The sequence below is a fragment of the Xanthomonas sp. F4 genome, assembly GCF_011761895.1.
In genome coordinates, this window is sequence record NZ_JAASQX010000003.1 from 186,869 (window position 1) to 204,811 (window position 17,943).

A 17,943-nucleotide genomic window follows, 5' to 3' on the forward strand; every position below is an offset into this window, starting at 1 on the left:
CAGTGCAGCAAGGCATCGCAGCGGGTTTGTGCTATCGGTTTGGATCGATTCGATCTGGGGAGCCTGCCATGCGCAGCTCGAGGATGCTGAGCGGCGCCGCCGCACTGCTGCTGGCCGCGCTGTGGCCGACCGCGCCCGCCGTCGCGGCACCTGACGCCAAGGTGGGCGAGCGTGCGGTGGCGGCGGTGGATCCCTTCATCGGCACCGGCGGCGAGGGCCACACCTATCCCGGCGCCACGGTGCCGTTCGGCATGGTCCAGCTGAGCCCGGACACGCGCATCCAGCCGCGCAAGGACGCCTACGGCTGGGCGGCAGGCTACCGCTACGACGACCGCAGCCTGGTCGGCTTCTCGCATACGCATTTCTCCGGCACCGGCCACTCCGACCTGGGCGACGTGCTGCTGATGCCGATCAGCGGCACGGTGCGGCTGGAGCGCGGCGACCCGGACACGCCCGGCAGCGGCTACAGCGCGCGCTTCCGCCACGACGACGAGCGCGCCGAGCCGGGCTACTACGCGGTGACCCTGGACGACTACAAGGTCCGCGCCGAACTCACCGCCAGCGCCCGCGTCGGCGTGCATCGCTACACCTATCCGGCCGGCCAGCCGGCGCACGTGCTGCTGGACCTGCGCACCAGCCTGTACGACTACCCGGGCAAGATCAGCTGGTCGCGGCTGCGCCTGCGCGCCGACGGCACCGTCACCGGCTTCCGCGAGACCCGCGGCTGGGCGCCGGGGCGGCAGCTGTACTTCGCCCTGCGCTTCTCGCAGCCGCTGCGCGGCCACGCCTTCCACAACACCGAGCAAGACATTCCCTACAAGGGCTTCCCGCCGCCGGGCGACAACGACCCCACCCAGCGCGCGCAGATCGAAGGCCGGCAGCTGGTGGGGGCGTTCGACTTCGGCAACGCATTGCGCGGGCCGCTGCTGGTCAAGGTGGCGATCTCGCCGGTCAGCGAGGACAGCGCCATCGCCAACCTCGACGCCGAAGTGCCGGGCTGGGATTTCGACGGCGTGCGTCGCGCCGCGCGTGCGCAATGGGCGCAGGCGCTGGGCGCGGTGGACGTCGACGCGCCGCCCACCCAGCGCACCCAGTTCTACACCGCGCTGTACCACAGCCTGCTCGGCCCGACCCTGTTCATGGACAGCGACGGCCGCTACCGCGGGCCGGACAACGCCGTGCACCAGGCGCAGGGCTACACCCACTATTCGACGTTCTCGCTGTGGGACACCTATCGTGCGCTGCACCCGCTGCTGACCATCGTGCAGCCGCCGCAACGCACCAACGACATCGTCAACTCGCTGCTCGCGCACCAGCGCGAAAGCCCTTACGGCGTGCTGCCGGTGTGGGCGTTCCACGGCCTGGAGACCTGGTGCATGATCGGCTACCACGCGGTGCCGGTGATCGCCGACGCGTACATGAAGGGCATCCGCGGCTACGACACCGATGCCGCGCTCAAGGCCATGGTGGCCAGCGCCGACTACGGGCCCTACGACGGCATCGCCCAGTACCGCGAACTGGGCTACGTACCGATCGACGAGGAAGGCGAGGCCGCCTCCAAGACCCTCGAGTACGCCTTCGACGACTGGACCATCGCGCAGATGGCGCAGGACATGGGCCGCACCGAGGTCGCCGCCACCTTCGCCAAGCGCGCCGGCAACTGGCGCAACGCTTTCGATCCGGACACCGGCTTCATGCGCGCGCGCAAGCGCGACGGCAGCTTCCGCACCCCGTTCGATCCGGACGCCAGCGGCTACGGCACCGACTACACCGAAGGCAACGCCTGGCAGTACTCCTGGTACGTGCCGCAGGACGTGGCCGGCCTGGCGCGTGCGCATGGCGGCGACGACAAGTTGCTGGCGCGGCTGGACCAGGTGTTCGACGCCAAGGTCGATCCCAAGGTGTTCGCGCACATGGAGGACATCACCGGGCTGATCGGCTGGTATGCGCACGGCAACGAACCCAGCCACCACGTCGCCTATCTGTATGCCTACGCCGGGCAGCCGTGGCGTACCCAGGCGCGCCTGCAGCAGATCATGCGCAGCCAGTACGCGGCGCGTCCGGACGGCCTGGCCGGCAACGACGACATGGGGCAGATGTCGGCCTGGTACGTGTTCACCGCGCTGGGCTTCTACCCGGTGGCGCCGGCCAGCAACCAGTACATCCTCGGCCGCCCGTTCCTGCCGCGCGCCACGCTGGCGCTGCCCAACGGCAAGCGCTTCACGGTGATCGCCGACGGCCTGGACGATGCGCATCCCTATGTGGGCGGCGTCACCCTCAACGGGCGCCCGCTGAATCGCGCGTTCCTGCGCCACGAGGAACTCATGGCCGGTGGCGAACTGCGCTTCACCCTGCAGGCCACGCCGAACACCGCCTGGGCCGCGGCTGGCGCCGAGCGCGCCTATTCGATGAGCGAATGAAGGGCACTCCACCTATTCCGGGAGATGTCCTGTAGGAGCGGCTTCAGCCGCGACGAGGCGTTCCCGGTCAAGCTCGGTCGCGGCTGAAGCCGCTCCTACAGGGCCAGCGGCACCCGGCTTGAGTGTGGTGGAAGCAGGTTCAAAGTTGCTTCGAAGCTGCGCCGGCGCGCATCTGCGTTTGGATGATGGCCCAGCCCTCTGCGTCCGTTGCTGCAGATTCGGTGCGCGACTCACGCGGGAGCGTCAGCCTCGCGTGAATTTTTTGCTGCATCTAGCGGGGTGCGTGGCGGCGCGGAGCGTGCGCCGCCACATCCCGGCACAGCGTGTCGCATCACATGCACGCGCATTTAATGTCATCCACACATTCCATTTGCGGCGTTCGTGGTCTTGTGACGCAGCTGCATCGCATCGCGCGGACCGGGTGCGCCGGCACCGTTGCGATCTCTGGAGCGCGACAGCGTGCAGGCCCATCCCGTTCCGGCGCCGTTGCCATGCGACGGCGCGATCCGCGTTGCCGGCAACGGCGCGCAGAGGCGACGTGTCCTTTCTCATTCGTCGAACGGGATCTTCCGAATGCATGTCTGCCTGCTGTCCCCCTTTCCCTCTCACGAAGCGGCCGCGCTGGACGCGGCCATGGCGGCGGCGCAGGCGCAGGGCTGCGATCACATCGTCCTTCCCAGTCCGTTCGCGCAGGATGCGCAGGGGCGTCTGCACGACCCCGCCGCCGACGACGCGGCCGGGCTGGCACAGCTGCGGCAATGGCTGCAACGTGCAGAACAGCATGGGCTGCGCGTGCTGCTGGATCTGCGCATCGACGAGATCGGCGGCGGCAGCGGTCTGCTGCAGGAACATCCGCACTGGTTCCGCGCGCGGAGCTCGGCCCTGCCGGACCCACGCGCCGAACGCGCGGCGCCGGACATCGCCCAGGGCCGCTTCGCCTCCGCCGAGGAGGGGGCGGGCTTGGCAGCGTGGTGGAGTACGCGCCTGCTCGACTGGCTGCATAGCGGCGTGGCCGGTTTCCGTGTACTGCAGCCGCAGCGCGTACCGGCTGCGCTGTGGCGCACGCTGATCGGCGAGGTCCATGCGCAGGCGCCGCACGCGCGGCTGCTGGCGTGGACGCCCGGGCTGGGCCTGGACGCCTTGCGCGGCCTGGCCGGTGCCGGCTTCGATGCCGCGTTTTCCTCGCTGGCCTGGTGGGACGGCCGCGGCGATTGGTTCTTCGACGAGGACAGCGCGCTGCGCGCGCTGGCGCGCCGCGTGGTCGCCACCGTCGATGCCGATGCGCCTGTCGCCTCCGCGCTGCCCTTGTCGCGCGCGCAGCGGCAGCGTCTGGCGGCCGCGTTCGGCGACGCCTGGGCGATCGCTGCGCAGGACATCCTGACGGAGCACGCGCAGCCCGGGCACGCGCAGCACACGCTGTCCGAGAGCGACGCGTCCACGCCGGCAGCGCCGCTGCCTGATGCCAACGCGGCGCTGCGCTTGCGTCCGCTGCTGCGCGACGGCGCCCTGACCGCGGTGGCGGTGGAGCCGCTGGATGCCGCGCCGTGGCTGGTGCTGCTCAACAGCGATCGCGACCACCTGTTGCCGGTGCCGGGCCCGGCGCTGCTGCGCCTGCTCGGCGACAGCGAGGGCCTGCTCAGCGACCACGGCGAACCGATCCAGGGCGAGCAGGGGGGCACCCTGGAAGCGGGCGAAGTCCGCATCTATCGCAGCCTGCCGGCGCGCCCGGTGCTGACCGCGGCGCGCGCCCGCACCCCGGCCGAGGTTGCCGCCGGCGAGGCGCGGGTGTGCATCGAGTCGGTGACGCCCTCGGTGGACGACGGCCGGTTCCCGGTCAAGCGCACGGTCGGCGACCGGATCTGTGTGGAGGCCGATGCGTTCTGCGACGGCCACGATCGCATCGCCGTGGCGCTGCTGTGGCGCGCCGCCGATGCACGCACTTGGTCCAGCACGCCGATGCGCGCGCTCGGCAACGACCGCTGGCGTGGCGAGTTCCCGCTGCAGCGCTTGGGCCGCTACGAGTTCCGCATCGAGGCCTGGCGCGACGTCTACGCCACCACCCATGCCGACCTGGAAAAGAAGCGCGCCGCCGGTACGCTGCTGCCGGTGGACGTGCAGGAAGCGCTGGCCCAGGTCGAGGCCGCGCGCGGCCGCAGCCGCGGCGCGCTGGCCACCCGGCTGAAGGCCATCACCACGCGTATCGCCCGCACCAGCGACCTGGCCGAGAAAGCGCAACTGCTGCTCGAACCCGACACCGCCGAGGCGATGGCGCGCGCCGATGCCAAGCCGTTCCGCACCGAGTACCCGATGACCTTCCGGGTCGAGGCCGAACGCCGCGCCGCGCATTTCGCCAGCTGGTACGAACTGTTTCCGCGCTCGCAGAGCGGCGATCCGCAGCGTCACGGCACTTTCGACGACGTGATCGCGCGGCTGCCGCACATCCAGGCGATGGGTTTCGACGTGCTGTACATGCCGCCGATCCATCCCATCGGCGAGAAGAACCGCAAGGGCCGCAACAACGCGGTGAGCGCCGAGCCGGGCGAGCCTGGCAGCCCGTACGCGATCGGCTCGGCCGAGGGCGGGCATACCGAGGTGCATCCCGAGCTGGGCGGGCTGGAAGGGTTTCGCCGCCTGCGCGCGGCCGCGGCCGAGCACGGCCTGGAACTGGCGCTGGACTTCGCCATCCAGTGCGCGCCGGACCATCCCTGGTTGCGCGACCACCCAGACTGGTTCACCTGGCGCGCGGATGGCTCCATCCCGTACGCGGAAAACCCGCCGAAGAAGTACCAGGACATCGTCAACGTCGACTTCTACGCCAGCGGCGCGGTCCCCGCGCTGTGGAACGCGCTGCGCGATGCGGTGCTGTTCTGGGTCAACGAGGGCGTCACCTTGTTCCGCGTCGACAACCCGCACACCAAGCCGTTCCCGTTCTGGGAATGGCTGATCGCCGAGGTGCGTGGGCGTCATCCGGAGGTGGTGTTCCTGTCCGAGGCCTTTACCCGGCCCAAGCCGATGTACCGGCTGGCCAAGGTCGGCTTCTCGCAGTCCTACACCTACTTCACCTGGCGTCAGCACAAGGCCGAGCTGCAGGCCTACATCGAGGAACTCAACAGCGGCGTGCCCAGCGAATGCTTCCGCCCGCACTTCTTCGTCAACACCCCGGACATCAATCCGTTGTTCCTGCAGCATAGCGGGCGCAGCGGGCATCTGATCCGCGCCGCGCTGGCGACCACGCTGTCCGGGCTGTGGGGCATGTACCAAGGCTTCGAGCTGTGCGAGGCCACGCCGCTGCCGGGCAAGGAGGAATACCTCGACTCGGAGAAGTACCAGTTGCGCGTGTGGCCCGAGCGCGCGCCGGGCGACATCGTCGACGAGATCACCCGCCTCAACCTGCTGCGCCGCCAGCATCCGGAACTGCAGTCGCACCTGGGCACGCGTTTCTACACCGCCCACAACGACCAGGTGCTGTACTTCGGCAAGTTCCTCGACGCCGCACACCTGGCCCGTGGCCGCAGCCTGGTGCTGGTGGCGGTGAGCCTGGACCCGTACGCGCCGCAGAACGCGCAGATCGAAGTGCCGCTGTGGGAACTGGGCCTGCCCGATCACGCCAGCGTCGCCGTGCGCGACCTGTGGGACGGCCACGACTTCGCCTGGCACGGCAAGACCCAACACATCCGCCTCGATCCGTCGCGGCCGTTCGCCTTGTGGCGCATCCGCGCCGGAGCCACTGCATGAATGTCGCCGCGCCGTCGTCCCCCCAACTCGAGCCGCGCGCACCCGCCGGCGATGCGCGCTGGTACAAGGACGCGATCATCTACCAGGTGCACGTCAAGTCGTTCTTCGACTCCAACGACGACGGCATCGGCGACTTCCCCGGGCTGATCTCCAAGCTCGACTACATCGCCGACCTGGGCGTGGACACGATCTGGCTGCTGCCGTTCTATCCCAGCCCGCGCCGCGACGATGGCTACGACATCGCCGAGTACATGGCGGTGCATCCGGACTACGGCAGCATCGCCGACTTCCAGCGCTTCGTGGAGCAGGCGCACGCGCGCGGCATCCGCATCGTCACCGAACTGGTGATCAACCACACCTCCGACCAGCATCCCTGGTTCCAGCGTGCGCGCATGGCACCGGCCGGCTCGCCGGAGCGCGCGTTCTACGTGTGGTCCGACAGCGACCAGGACTACGCCGGCACCCGCATCATCTTCTGCGATACCGAAAAGTCCAACTGGACCTGGGATCCGGAGGCCGGCCAATACTTCTGGCACCGCTTCTACTCGCATCAGCCGGACCTGAACTTCGACAACCCGGCGGTGCTGGAGGCGGTGCTGGAAGTGATGCGCTTCTGGCTGGACCTGGGTGTGGACGGGTTGCGCCTGGATGCGGTGCCGTACCTGATCGAGCGCGACGGCACCTCCAACGAGAACCTGCCCGAGACCCACGCCATCCTGCGCCGCATCCGCGCCACGCTCGATGCCGAATACCCGGACCGCATGCTGCTGGCCGAGGCCAACATGTGGCCGGAGGACACCCAGCAGTACTTCGGCGAGAACGCCGATGAATGCCATATGGCGTTCCACTTTCCGCTGATGCCGCGCATGTACATGGCGATCGCGCGCGAGGACCGCTTTCCGATCACCGACATCATGCGCCAGACCCCGGAGATCCCGGAGAGCTGCCAGTGGGCGATCTTCCTGCGCAACCACGACGAGTTGACCCTGGAGATGGTCACCGACTCCGAGCGCGACTACCTGTGGCAGACCTACGCCGCCGACCGCCGCGCGCGCATCAACCTCGGCATCCGCCGGCGCCTGGCGCCGCTGCTGGAGCGCGACCGCCGCCGCATCGAACTGATGACCTCGCTGCTGCTGACCATGCCCGGCACGCCGGTGCTGTACTACGGCGACGAGATCGGCATGGGCGACAACATCCATCTCGGCGACCGCGACGGCGTGCGTACGCCGATGCAATGGTCGATCGACCGCAATGGCGGTTTCTCGCGCGCCGATCCCGCCGCGCTGGTACTGCCGCCGATCATGGACCCGCTGTACGGCTTCCAGGCGGTGAACGTGGAGGCGCAGCAACGCGACCAGTACTCGCTGCTGACCTGGACCCGGCGCATCCTGTCGGTGCGCAAGCGCTACCGCGCCTTCGGCCGCGGCGCGCTGCGCTTCCTGTATCCCGGCAACCGCCGCATGCTCGCTTACCTGCGCTGCCACGAGGACGAGACCGTGCTGTGCGTGGCCAACCTCTCGCACACGCTGCAGGCGGTGGAGCTGGATCTGTCCGAATTCGAGGGTCGGGTGCCGGTGGACATCCTCGGCGGCGGCAGCTTCCCGCCGATCGGGCGCCTGACCTATCTGCTCACTGTGCCGGCGTTCGGCTTCTACGCTTTCCAACTGGTCGGCAATGCCACCCTGCCGGACTGGCACGTGCCGGCGCCGGTGCCGCTGCCCGACTACCAGACCCTGGTGCTGCGCAGCACGGTCGACAGTGCCGGCCTGCAGCCGCATCTGCCGACGCTGGAGCGCGACATCCTGCCGGCGTGGCTGTCTACCCGGCGCTGGTTCGCGGCCAAGGATCGCGCGCTGCGCAGCGTACGTATCGCGCGGCGCACGCCCCTGTCCGGCGGCGACGGCCTGACCCTGCTGGAAATCGAGGCGGAACTGGACGACGGCGCGTACGAGCGCTACATCCTGCCGCTGGGCATCGTGTGGGAGCGCGAGCAGCCGAGCGTGCTGGCCGAGCAGCTGGCGCTGGCGCGCGTGCGCCATGGCCGTGAGGTCGGCTACCTCACCGACGCCTTCGCGCTGAAACCCTTCACCCTGAGCATGCTGGCCGCGCTGCGCGACCGCGCGGAACTGCGCGTGGACGGCGAGGCCGGCGATGCCTCGGACGCCGAGCGCATCCGCTTCTGTCCGACGCCCGCGCTGCAGCGCGTGGACATTCCGAACGATCCGGAGATCCGCTGGCTATCGGCCGAGCAGAGCAACAGCTCGCTGATCGTCGGCGACGCGGCGGTGTTTAAGCTCCTGCGGCGCGTGTCGGCCGGTATCAACCCGGAGATCGAGATCGGCGAACGCCTCACCGCGCTCGGCTACGCCAACGCCGCGCCGCTGCTGGGCCATGTGGCCCGTGTCGAGGCCGACGGCAGCGAGACCACGCTCGCGCTGCTGCAGGGATTCGTGCGCAACCAGGGCGATGCCTGGCGCTGGACCCTGGATCACCTGTCGCGCAGCGCCGAGGAATACGACGCCGCGCAGGACGATGCCGCGCGGCTGGAAATCGTGGCGAGCTACGACGCCTTTGCGGCGATCGTCGGGCGGCGCCTGGCGGAACTGCATGCCTTGCTGGCGCAGCCCACCGACGCGCCCGCGTTCGTGCCGCAACCGGTGGACGCGGCCGCCGCGCAGCAGGTGGTGGACGGCGTGGTGCATGAGGTGCAGGCAATGTGGGACACGCTGCTGGCGCATCGCGAGGCCAACGACGATCCGGCCGAACACGCCGCAGTCGACAGCCTGCTGGCCGAGCGCGCGCGCCTGGACGCCTGGCTGCAGCAGGCGCCGTCGCTGTTGTCCGGCGCGCTGCTGACCCGCGTGCACGGCGATTTCCATCTCGGCCAGATCCTGGTCGCCTTCGACGACGTGGTACTGATCGACTTCGAAGGCGAGCCGGCCAAGTCGCTGGACGAACGCCGCGCCAAGGCCAGCCCGCTGCACGACGTCGCCGGTTTCCTGCGCTCGCTCGACTACGCCAGCGAAGTCTCCGCCCGCGGCGAGGAAGGCACCGCCGCACGCGTGGGTGCCGGCCTGGACACCGCGCAGGAAGCATTCCTGGCCGCCTTCCGCAGTCGCGCCAGCGCTGCGTTCCTCGCCGCCTACCGCGGCGTGCTCGACGCCAGCCCGCACCCGTGGGTGGCGCCGGCCGCGTTCGAGGCCACCACCTTGCTCTTCCTGATCGAGAAGGCCTGCTATGAAATTCGCTACGAGGCCGCCAACCGCCCGGCATGGATCATGGTGCCCATACAGGGATTGTTGCGCATACTCGACCGCTTTCCCGCGCCCCAGGAGTCGATTCGATGAGTGATGCCGTCCACGTCTGGGACGACGCGACGCAACGCGCCTTCGCCACTGCCCGTCACGGCGACCCGTTCGCCGTGCTGGGCGTGCATCGCCTCGGCAATGCGCGGGTGCTGCGCAGTTACCAGCCGGGTGCCGATGCGGTGGTCGCGGTGCTGGAGGACGGCAGCGAAGTGCCGCTGCAGCAAGGACCGGAGGGCTTCTTCCATGCCGAGCTGCCGCACGAGGGCCGCTACCGCCTGCGCATCCGTTGGCCCGGCGGCGAGCAGGACACCGCCGACGCGTATGCGTTCGGCCCGCAGCTCAGCGATTTCGACCTGCACCTGATCGGCGAAGGCCATCACCTGCGCCTGGCCGATGCGCTGGGCGCCAATGTGGTCGAGGTCGACGGCGAGCAGGGCACCCGCTTCGCGGTGTGGGCACCCAATGCCTCGCGCGTGGCGGTGATCGGCGACTTCAACAGCTGGGACGCGCGCCGCCACCCGATGCGCCTGCGTCACCAGGCCGGCGTGTGGGAACTGTTCGTGCCTGGCGTCGGTCCCGGCGCGCGCTACAAGTTCGCCCTGCGCGGCCCGCGCGGCGAAGAGCTGCCGCCCAAGGCCGACCCGGTCGCGCGCCAGGCCGAACTGGCGCCCGGCACCGCCTCCATCGTCGCCGACCCGGCGCCGTTCCAGTGGCGCGACGACGCCTGGATGGCCACGCGCGCGCGCCGCCACGCCCCGCAGGCCCCGATCAGCGTGTACGAAGTGCATGCCGGCTCGTGGATGCACGCCGAAGATGGCAGCCTGCTCGACTGGGACGCGCTGGCCGAACGGCTGATTCCCTACGTGGCCGACATGGGCTTCACCCACATCGAACTGCTGCCGGTCACCGAGCACCCATTCGGCGGCTCCTGGGGCTACCAGCCGCTGGGCCTGTTCGCGCCCACCGCGCGCTTCGGCAGCCCGGAAGGCTTCGCCCGCTTCGTCGATCGCTGCCACCGCGAGGACATCGGCGTCATCGTCGACTGGGTGCCGGCGCATTTCCCCACCGATGCGCATGGCCTGGCCCATTTCGACGGCACCGCGTTGTACGAACACGCCGACCCGCGCGAAGGCTTCCACCGCGACTGGAACACCCTCATCTACAACCACGGCCGTCGCGAAGTGTCCGGCTTCCTGATCGCCAGCGCGCTGGAATTCCTGCAGCGCTACCACGTCGACGGCCTGCGCGTGGACGCCGTCGCCTCCATGCTCTACCGCGACTACAGCCGCAACGCCGGCGAGTGGGTGCCCAACATCCACGGCGGCCGCGAGAACTACGAGACCATCGCCTTCCTGCGCCGGCTCAACCAGGTGGTGGCCGACCAGGCCCCCGGCGCCATGACCATCGCCGAAGAATCCACCGCCTGGCCCGGCGTCACCGCCGACCTCGCCCATGGCGGCCTGGGTTTCAATTACAAGTGGAACATGGGCTGGATGCACGACAGCCTGCACTACATCGAACTGGACCCGATCTACCGCCGCTACCACCACGGCGAGATGACCTTCAGCATGGTCTACGCGTATTCCGAGCGCTTCATGCTGCCCATCTCCCACGACGAAGTGGTGCACGGCAAGCGCTCCCTGCTCGGGCGCATGCCCGGCGACGACTGGCAGCGCTTCGCCAACCTGCGCGCCTACCTCGGCTACATGTACACCCACCCCGGGCGCAAACTTTTGTTCATGGGCTGCGAAATCGCCCAGCCCACCGAGTGGAACCATGACGCCGCGCTGCCCTGGCACCTGCTCGACCAACCGAACCACCGCGGCATCCAGCGCCTGGTCCGCGACCTCAACCGCCTCTACGCCGAGCACCCCGCGCTGCACGCCCGCGACGACGAACCCGAAGGCTTCGCCTGGGTCATCGGCGACGACGCCGGCAACAGCCTGTTCGCCTACCTGCGCAAGGCCCGCAGCGGCGACACCCCACTGTTGGTGGTGGCCAACCTCACCCCGCAGGTGCACCACGGCTACCGCATCGGCGTGCCCCGCGGCGGCCGCTGGCGCGAACTGCTGAACTCCGACAGCGAGATCTACGGTGGCAGCAACACCGGCAACGGCGGCAGCGTACGCGCCGAGAACGTCGGTGCGCATGGGCATCCGGCGTCGCTGGTGCTGACCGTGCCGCCGCTGGCGGTGCTGGTGATTGGGGTGGAGGAGTAGGGCGAGAAAGCAGAAGGGGCCGCGGCTAGCGCGAAAAGAGCCGGCTGTTCGGAGAGAAGCCGGCTGTTGTGGGAGGGACTTCAGTCCCGACGCTTTCCCGACCCACTGTCAGCACCTGAGCTGCAACCACACGAGATGCCAGGGATCAGCACCGATCAGGTGCAGTCCCTGGCGCTCAGTTCGCTGCGCCCACAAGGCCGAGAGAAATTCTCGCCCCCGTCTACCACCCCGGGCAGACAGCCCACCACCCCGACCGGTAAACTCACGCCCGCCTCGGCGCCTTCCTCTGCATGCACGCCAGAGGCGCCAAGCCGGCGGCCGACGCATCGCCCGCCCGCTCCGGACGCATCCGGGCCTATAGCTCAACGGTTAGAGCAGAGGACTCATAATCCTTTGGTTCCAGGTTCGAATCCTGGTGGGCCCACCAGGAAATTCAATGGCTTGCAGCCAATCGCGGTGTCCGGTTGTTCAAGCTAGCTCGACGGCGGGTTCTGTCTGCGCGTCGCGCCCAGGCCTTTGCTATGTTTTGGGGCTAATGATTGCTACGCATGGCAATCGCTCGTGTTGAGAACGTGGAGAGCTACAATCCCAAGCTATGGAGCCTTTGGATTCCCTTCGCTTTGCCCTGAACGATCGCATCAATGATGCTGAGGTCGGGCCGTCGTATGTTCCGCTCTCCCTCTTGGGGCAGTTCCGAGGCGAGGTTGAGGATTTCCTAAAGGGTTCTAAGAAAGATGTTGATCCAGGACAAGTTATTGTCTCCATTGAGGATGGATCACTCGCTATCGTAGCCAGTGGATTGCTCGCCGCTACTAGCTTGTGGGCCGACTTGGTACGCTTGCAAAACCCCTCTGAACTTGGCTCGCTCGACCCCAAGCGCGCCGCCGTAGTGGAGCGTTGGCAGGCTTCCGCACGCAAGAACCCGCATCGCAGTTATGTAGTGGCTGACAAAAATAAGGCCGTGACAATTCGGGTGGATTCTGCTAGCGACTTTCGCAATCAGGTGGAATCTGTCTGGATGCCTACGGAGAAGTTCCTAAGCGGCACGGTGATGGACATGGGCGGGACGATCAGGCCGAACATCCACCTGAAGGTGGATACAGGCCAAACTTTTACCATCGCCGCTACCCAGGAATTGATATCCGGTGAAGAAAGGAACCGGGTTTACAAGCCTGCTTTGCTTCGTGTAGCTGCTGAGGAAAACTTGCGAACTGGCGAGTTGCGTAACTTGACGTTGCTGGCTTTCGATGCCAATCAGCCACGCTGGGATGAAGCCGCGTTCGCCAGTTTGGTGAAGAAGGGAACAGAGGTGTGGGCTGACGTTCCCGACAACTGGTTAGAAGAATTGCGGGGCGGTCACGGATGAGTGCATCGGCCATTTTGGACACCAGTTTTTTGATTACCTTAGTCGACTCCCGGCGACCGAATCATCTGGTGGCAGTGCAGTATTATCGCCATATGCTTCAGAGTAACGTGCCGATGTATTTTTCGGCTATCGTCGCTTCGGAGTTCGGCATTAAGCAAGCCATCACTGACTTGCCACTGGGAAATTTCCGCCCTTTGAACTTCAACATTCCTCATGGACAAAAAGCTGCGAATATCTGGAACCAACTTGCGCCGCGCGATGTTGGAGACTCGCGTCCAGTGGTGCGGGATGATGTCAAGCTGATCGCGCAAGCCAGTCATGAGGACATCGGCTTCATACTCACTGAGGATGGCAATACTCTTTATAAGTATTGCGAGCGATTGAGGCAGGGTGGTCACATCCGGACGCGTGCTGTCAAACTTGTGGATGGGTTCGATTCAGGGGCTATCACTGAGGGCGATCAGCGCGAATTGAACTTGCCTGACTAAGACGTTGTGGAGAGACTTGAGTCTGCTCCGATGGGGTTTGCTTTAAAGGTTAGCTGCGAATTACTGCCAGATGGCGAGCAGGCTTCTTTGCCGTGCCCCATTGGTGCACGCCGGCTTCCACGAGTAGCTTCGCTTCCGAAACGTCACCCATAAATGCCTGTCCGTAGACGTAGTAGTCCACCCATCCGTACTCCATCATGGGCTCTACGATGCAGGACACGTGGAGCAATTAGCTATCATCGCTATCGTGCTCAGGGTCATCCCAGCACTGCCTCAAGCTCGCTAGCTAAGCGCGTTGCGACGGTCCGCGTAGTGTCGATGACAGCGTTCTGTAACGGCGAAGCTCATTAATCAGGGTTGTAGTGACGCAACTACACTCAGCTGATATGGGAGGTGCCTTATGACCATCAAAACCTTATCCAGTTCGGAGCTTAGCCAGGACGTGAAGCGAGCGAAGAAGGCTGCCAAGGGCGGCCCGGTGTTCATCATGGATCGCGGCAAGCCTGCCTACGTGCTGTTGAGCTTCGAAGACTATCAACGACTGACCAAGCAGCGGCGCAACATTGCCGATGCACTGGCGATGCCGGGCGTCGCGGAGATTGAGGTTGAGCTGACGCGCGTGACGATTGGAGTCCGGCCGGCTGATCTCTCGTGATTACATGCTCGATACCAACGTGCTGTCCGAGTTGCGTAAGGTACGGTTTGGTAGGTCTGCTCTTGAAAAGAAGTGGAAGTGAACCTGACCCTGAGGTTTGCCGACGTACAATACACGGTTGCTCACAAAAGCATCCGGCCAATCAACCAAAGCCGCCCATGAGCGGCTTTCTATCAGTCTGCTTTGATGCCCTTCGCTGGGCGCAGCTCCATGAGTTTTCCATAGAGCCGGTCCATGCATTGGAAGTGAGTGTCGAATTTCCCATCTGGAAATTTGGCAATTTCCTTGATTGGCAGCGTGGCCTGCATGAGTGCCATGCTTGCCAACGAGAGTATTAGAAAAGCAATTTCGTTAGGCACTTCTGCCCTGTGGGCCATTCCATGTTGGCCTTGATGCCTTTGCGCCAGTGCTGTCAGATCGCTGTGCGCATAGCTGCACAGGAGCGTGTACGGTCCGATTAAGACCCTCAAGTCGGCGGCAGCAAAGGTATCTGCTTGACTACGCTTTCTCTTGAACCTGGCATGTAGGGGGGCGTACCTCTTTTCCACCTCCACGAGCCGGGTATCGATCATGTTTCGAACATCGTCCTGTAAAGCCTCACGGATGCTGTCGTAAAAGCTTTTCTCCCCGTGTAGCTGCTTGTGCTTCATCCTGTCGACGTGTTCAACGTCCCGTGCTAAGAGGTACAGGTCGGCCAGCGCTTCCAACATCGAGCGGACATGGACCGCACTGTGCGTGAGTAGACCGGCCTGCGCTAGGCGCACCGTCGCCTCGAACTGCTCCGCGATCGTCAGGAACAACGCGCACTGTGGCCGACCGGGTGGTTTGAGGGGCGGTCGCATCGCGCCAATTAGCTCGCCCACCTCCCTTAGCTGCTGAGTAACCAACGCAATCGTTTGCTGGGTTAGGGGGGTCATGACGGCGGTTCATCGGGTGTGCAGAGCAGTGTGCCTCAAGCCGATGCGAAGAGGGCGGCCGCATCCGTTTGCCGGATCTGGCACCACACTCATCGGGTTGTGCGAATACTGAGTGGGTGGAGGCTGTAAAGTCCCGCTTTGTCGGCGGAGTCACGCCGAGGAAACTCCTAACAATCTTGAGGCGGACAGCATGTCGAATCTCCTAGCCGGCACCGTTGAGGCGCAAGTTTGGGTGCAAAGCGCAATAACCAGGCATGGGGGAGGCATCTATGGGCAGTTGGTGCCGGGTGTCATCTGGACGGACGCCCGCGCCGCAGACGGGTCGCTCTTGGTCGAGGCGCACCCTGCGTCTTTGCTCAACGCCCTAACGCGCGATCCAATACCGCTACTGCGCGATCACGACCCGGGGCGGCCCGTTGGTGATGTGCTTGAGGCCGCTAGTTTCGTCGGTCCTCAGGGTGAGCGGTTCGTGGTTGCGCTTCTAGGGTATTACAACCGTGACCTGGTTCAGACGTTCGCTGACGTCGGGCTTGGTGAAATATCAGCGCCTGATGCCAGCACACTGCCGGAGCTAGACAATGACCTGTACATTCAAGTCGCGAGCGATCCGCGAGATGTGCCTGAGTCATGGATCGACCAAATTGCCTCAACCGCACCGGTTCCTGTGGCCAGGACTCCGCTATCTCACAACGCTGGTGAGACGCTGATTGAACTCGTTCGAATTGGGCTTCCGTTCGCCATCCTCGTATGGAATCCGCTCGTCAAGGGGTTCGCAACTGAGGCAGGCAAGGCGCTGTATTCCGGATTGCACGCTTGGCTGAAGCGAGTGGTCGCAAGCGCAAGCGAACGCAAAGCCCCGTGCATCTGCATAGAGAGCCGGCAAAACGGCTGCCAAGTTAGTTTCCTGATTCGAGGGAGTGATGTTGCGTTGAACTACGCGGCGCATGAAGGGCTATCTCAGGGCGCCGCGCAAGCCGCTAGGATCATCTCGATTTTTGCGCAGCGGGGAACACCTGCGTCGAAGCTAGTATACGAGTTCGACGCTAAGGCGCATAAGTGGTACCCATCCCGCCGATATTGGGGTCAGGTTGACTTTAGTCCGCAAGGCGCGATTTCCTGCAGCTACAGACGTTCTGTTTTAAGCGTTGACAGCTTCTTTGGATCGAGCAACTATCTATTCGCTACGGCAAATTCCGCGGCCGGGTTTGGTCTCCCGAAATCACTTGGCGACTCCCACTTAAATGGAGGACGTCATGTCCGGTAGTGCTGCCGCTCGTTCAAAGACCAAATCCCCTCGCCGCGCCGTCAAGGCAAACCCCTGCTGGCTCAAGCTCGAATCTCCCGACCCCTTGGACGCGATTGCCGCCGAACCGATGCCTGGTGCAGCGTCGGCACCGCCTGTGTGCCCCGATGCCGACGAGGTCGCCGCGCCCAGGCGCTCGGTCCCGCGCCGGCCCACGCAATGCACCATCGGCTATCGCTACTACGATGTGGAACGCAATGGCATGCGGGTCGGGCGGCAGGTGCCCAGCCTGCGCTTGCATGGCCTGTGGCTGGAAGGCCTCGGCTTCGCGGTGGGTGACAAGGTACGCGTCACGATGGCCAATGGCGCCCTGCTGATCACGGCTGCGCCGGCGGTGCCGCCGCCTGCGGCGAAGAAGCGACGCAGGTGCAAGGCGGCGCCGTAGCCGCCTGGTTTTGGAGGTGGCTTTGCCGGGGCGGCCGGCGTGAGCCGAAGCGCTTGACGATGGAGACGGCGTGGTGCCGGTCGCGTCGTCGCTACATGCCAGCCCCTTGGACGGAGGTCGCCTCTTCATACGGTGGGGGCGTCGGCCGTCCCGGTAGGCAATGCGGACGATCTGCGGCGATTCGCCGCCCCAATCACCGCGGAAAGTGCGGTGATTGTGCCAAGGAGGCCAAGGCCCGAAGGCATCGGTACCGATGCAGTAGGCCGAGGACATCGCTTATGGGTTTCCAGCAAATCCCACAATCGCCAGGCGCGTCATGCGGACGCGCCTGAGGCAGTCGCCAACTCACCCCGCCTCCGCCGCCCACTGCACCGCATCCGCCCCAGCCGGCAGATACAACGGCGCCGACGCATCGGTCGCCGCGCGCCACACGGCTTCGGCGACGTCCTGCATGCGCGTCCCCGGGCCGGTGGATTCGGCCATCCGTGCGAGAGTGCGGCGCATGAACTCGCCATAGACCGCATGGTCCATGCCGCGTAGGCGGGTGCGCGCGGTGTCGCGGAAGCGCGTCTCGCCCGAGGACCCCGGCAGTACGAGACGCACGCGCACGCCGAACGGTTCGACTTCGCTCGCCAGCGATTCGGTGAAGGCATTCACCGCGGCCTTGGCCGCGCGGTAGACGCCGACCAGCGGCAGCGGCTTGTAGGTCACGCTGGAGGTGACGTGCACCACGACGCCGGCGCCGCGTGCGCGCATCTGCGGCAACACGGCCTGGGTGAGCGCCATCGTGCCGAAGGTGTTGGTGTCGAACAGGGCGCGCACGGTGTCCATGTCCATCAACTCGAACGGGGCGGGCGCGCCGAAGCCGGCGTTGTTGACCAGCACGTCGATCGGGTCGGCCGCTTCGACGGCCACGCGGATGCTCTGCGCGTCGGTGACGTCCAACGGCAGCACGCGCAACTGTGCCGATGGCGGCAACAGGTCCTCGCGCGGGGTGCGCATGGTGGCGAGCACCCGCCAGTCGCGGGCAAGGAAATAGCGTGCGGTTTCCAGGCCGAAGCCGGAGGAGCAGCCAGTGATCAGGACGGTCTTCAAGGGAATGCCTTTGCTCGTGGACGAGGAGTCACGATAGATTGCGGTCCCC

General features: G+C 66.1%; 11 protein-coding genes and 1 tRNA gene. 10 read left to right on the top strand and 2 right to left on the bottom strand.

Going from position 1 to position 17,943, the window contains the following annotated elements:
• Positions 1 to 68 precede the first annotated feature (68 nt).
• The 8 genes from FHR66_RS13115 (at position 69) to FHR66_RS13150 (ending at position 14,194) form a co-directional block, all read left to right on the top strand.
• The gene (locus FHR66_RS13115) at positions 69 to 2,420 is read left to right on the top strand and encodes a GH92 family glycosyl hydrolase (RefSeq protein WP_160965984.1); all 2,352 of its coding nucleotides are present in this window, start codon (positions 69 to 71) and stop codon (positions 2,418 to 2,420) included.
• A 573-nt stretch (positions 2,421 to 2,993) separates the two neighbouring features.
• Positions 2,994 to 6,155, top strand: a complete 3,162-nt coding sequence (locus tag FHR66_RS13120; RefSeq protein ID WP_160965986.1) for a maltotransferase domain-containing protein — start codon at positions 2,994 to 2,996, stop codon at positions 6,153 to 6,155.
• Positions 6,152 to 9,505, top strand: a complete 3,354-nt coding sequence (treS, locus tag FHR66_RS13125) for a maltose alpha-D-glucosyltransferase (protein ID WP_167087864.1) — start codon at positions 6,152 to 6,154, stop codon at positions 9,503 to 9,505. Before FHR66_RS13120 ends, treS begins: the two co-directional genes overlap by 4 nt.
• Positions 9,502 to 11,685 (top strand): 1,4-alpha-glucan branching protein GlgB, encoded by a 2,184-nt coding sequence (gene glgB / locus FHR66_RS13130; protein WP_160965990.1) that lies wholly within the window; start codon positions 9,502 to 9,504, stop codon positions 11,683 to 11,685. The genes treS and glgB overlap by 4 nt, the downstream gene beginning before the upstream one ends.
• A 351-nt stretch (positions 11,686 to 12,036) precedes the next feature.
• Positions 12,037 to 12,112 (top strand) — tRNA-Ile (locus FHR66_RS13135).
• 168 nt (positions 12,113 to 12,280) lie between these two features.
• Positions 12,281 to 13,051, top strand: a complete 771-nt coding sequence (locus tag FHR66_RS13140) for a hypothetical protein (RefSeq protein ID WP_160965992.1) — start codon at positions 12,281 to 12,283, stop codon at positions 13,049 to 13,051.
• Positions 13,048 to 13,539: a PIN domain-containing protein gene (locus FHR66_RS13145; protein ID WP_160965994.1), complete on the top strand. Its 492-nt coding sequence runs from the start codon at positions 13,048 to 13,050 to the stop codon at positions 13,537 to 13,539. Before FHR66_RS13140 ends, FHR66_RS13145 begins: the two co-directional genes overlap by 4 nt.
• Positions 13,540 to 13,939: 400 nt before the next feature.
• Positions 13,940 to 14,194, top strand: coding sequence for a type II toxin-antitoxin system Phd/YefM family antitoxin (locus FHR66_RS13150; RefSeq protein ID WP_160965996.1), 255 nt, complete (start codon positions 13,940 to 13,942; stop codon positions 14,192 to 14,194).
• 173 nt (positions 14,195 to 14,367) lie between these two features.
• Here FHR66_RS13150 and FHR66_RS13155 read toward each other — a convergent pair whose 3' ends face one another.
• The gene (locus tag FHR66_RS13155; protein WP_160965998.1) at positions 14,368 to 15,111 is read right to left on the bottom strand and encodes a DUF5677 domain-containing protein; all 744 of its coding nucleotides are present in this window, start codon (positions 15,109 to 15,111) and stop codon (positions 14,368 to 14,370) included.
• 190 nt (positions 15,112 to 15,301) lie between these two features.
• Here FHR66_RS13155 and FHR66_RS13160 point away from each other — a divergent pair, with 190 nt between their 5' ends.
• Entirely contained in the window at positions 15,302 to 16,375 is a 1,074-nt protein-coding gene (locus tag FHR66_RS13160) for a hypothetical protein (protein ID WP_160966000.1), read from the top strand.
• On the top strand, positions 16,365 to 16,799 hold the full coding sequence (locus FHR66_RS13165; RefSeq protein WP_160966002.1) for a SymE family type I addiction module toxin: 435 nt from the start codon (positions 16,365 to 16,367) through the stop codon (positions 16,797 to 16,799). Before FHR66_RS13160 ends, FHR66_RS13165 begins: the two co-directional genes overlap by 11 nt.
• A 345-nt stretch (positions 16,800 to 17,144) precedes the next feature.
• Here FHR66_RS13165 and FHR66_RS13170 read toward each other — a convergent pair whose 3' ends face one another.
• Entirely contained in the window at positions 17,145 to 17,894 is a 750-nt protein-coding gene (locus FHR66_RS13170; protein WP_160966004.1) for an SDR family oxidoreductase, read from the bottom strand.
• Positions 17,895 to 17,943 lie beyond the last annotated feature (49 nt).

Excerpts from the sequence above, each read along its gene's own strand:
- FHR66_RS13115 (WP_160965984.1), top strand. The coding sequence starts at position 69 with ATGCGCAGCTCGAGGATGCTGAGCGGCGCCGCCGCACTGCTGCTGGCC.
- FHR66_RS13120 (WP_160965986.1), top strand. The coding sequence starts at position 2,994 with ATGCATGTCTGCCTGCTGTCCCCCTTTCCCTCTCACGAAGCGGCCGCG.
- treS (WP_167087864.1), top strand. The coding sequence starts at position 6,152 with ATGAATGTCGCCGCGCCGTCGTCCCCCCAACTCGAGCCGCGCGCACCC.
- glgB (WP_160965990.1), top strand. The coding sequence starts at position 9,502 with ATGAGTGATGCCGTCCACGTCTGGGACGACGCGACGCAACGCGCCTTC.
- FHR66_RS13140 (WP_160965992.1), top strand. The coding sequence starts at position 12,281 with ATGGAGCCTTTGGATTCCCTTCGCTTTGCCCTGAACGATCGCATCAAT.
- FHR66_RS13145 (WP_160965994.1), top strand. The coding sequence starts at position 13,048 with ATGAGTGCATCGGCCATTTTGGACACCAGTTTTTTGATTACCTTAGTC.
- FHR66_RS13150 (WP_160965996.1), top strand. The coding sequence starts at position 13,940 with ATGACCATCAAAACCTTATCCAGTTCGGAGCTTAGCCAGGACGTGAAG.
- FHR66_RS13155 (WP_160965998.1), bottom strand. The coding sequence starts at position 15,111 with ATGACCCCCCTAACCCAGCAAACGATTGCGTTGGTTACTCAGCAGCTA.
- FHR66_RS13160 (WP_160966000.1), top strand. The coding sequence starts at position 15,302 with ATGTCGAATCTCCTAGCCGGCACCGTTGAGGCGCAAGTTTGGGTGCAA.
- FHR66_RS13165 (WP_160966002.1), top strand. The coding sequence starts at position 16,365 with ATGTCCGGTAGTGCTGCCGCTCGTTCAAAGACCAAATCCCCTCGCCGC.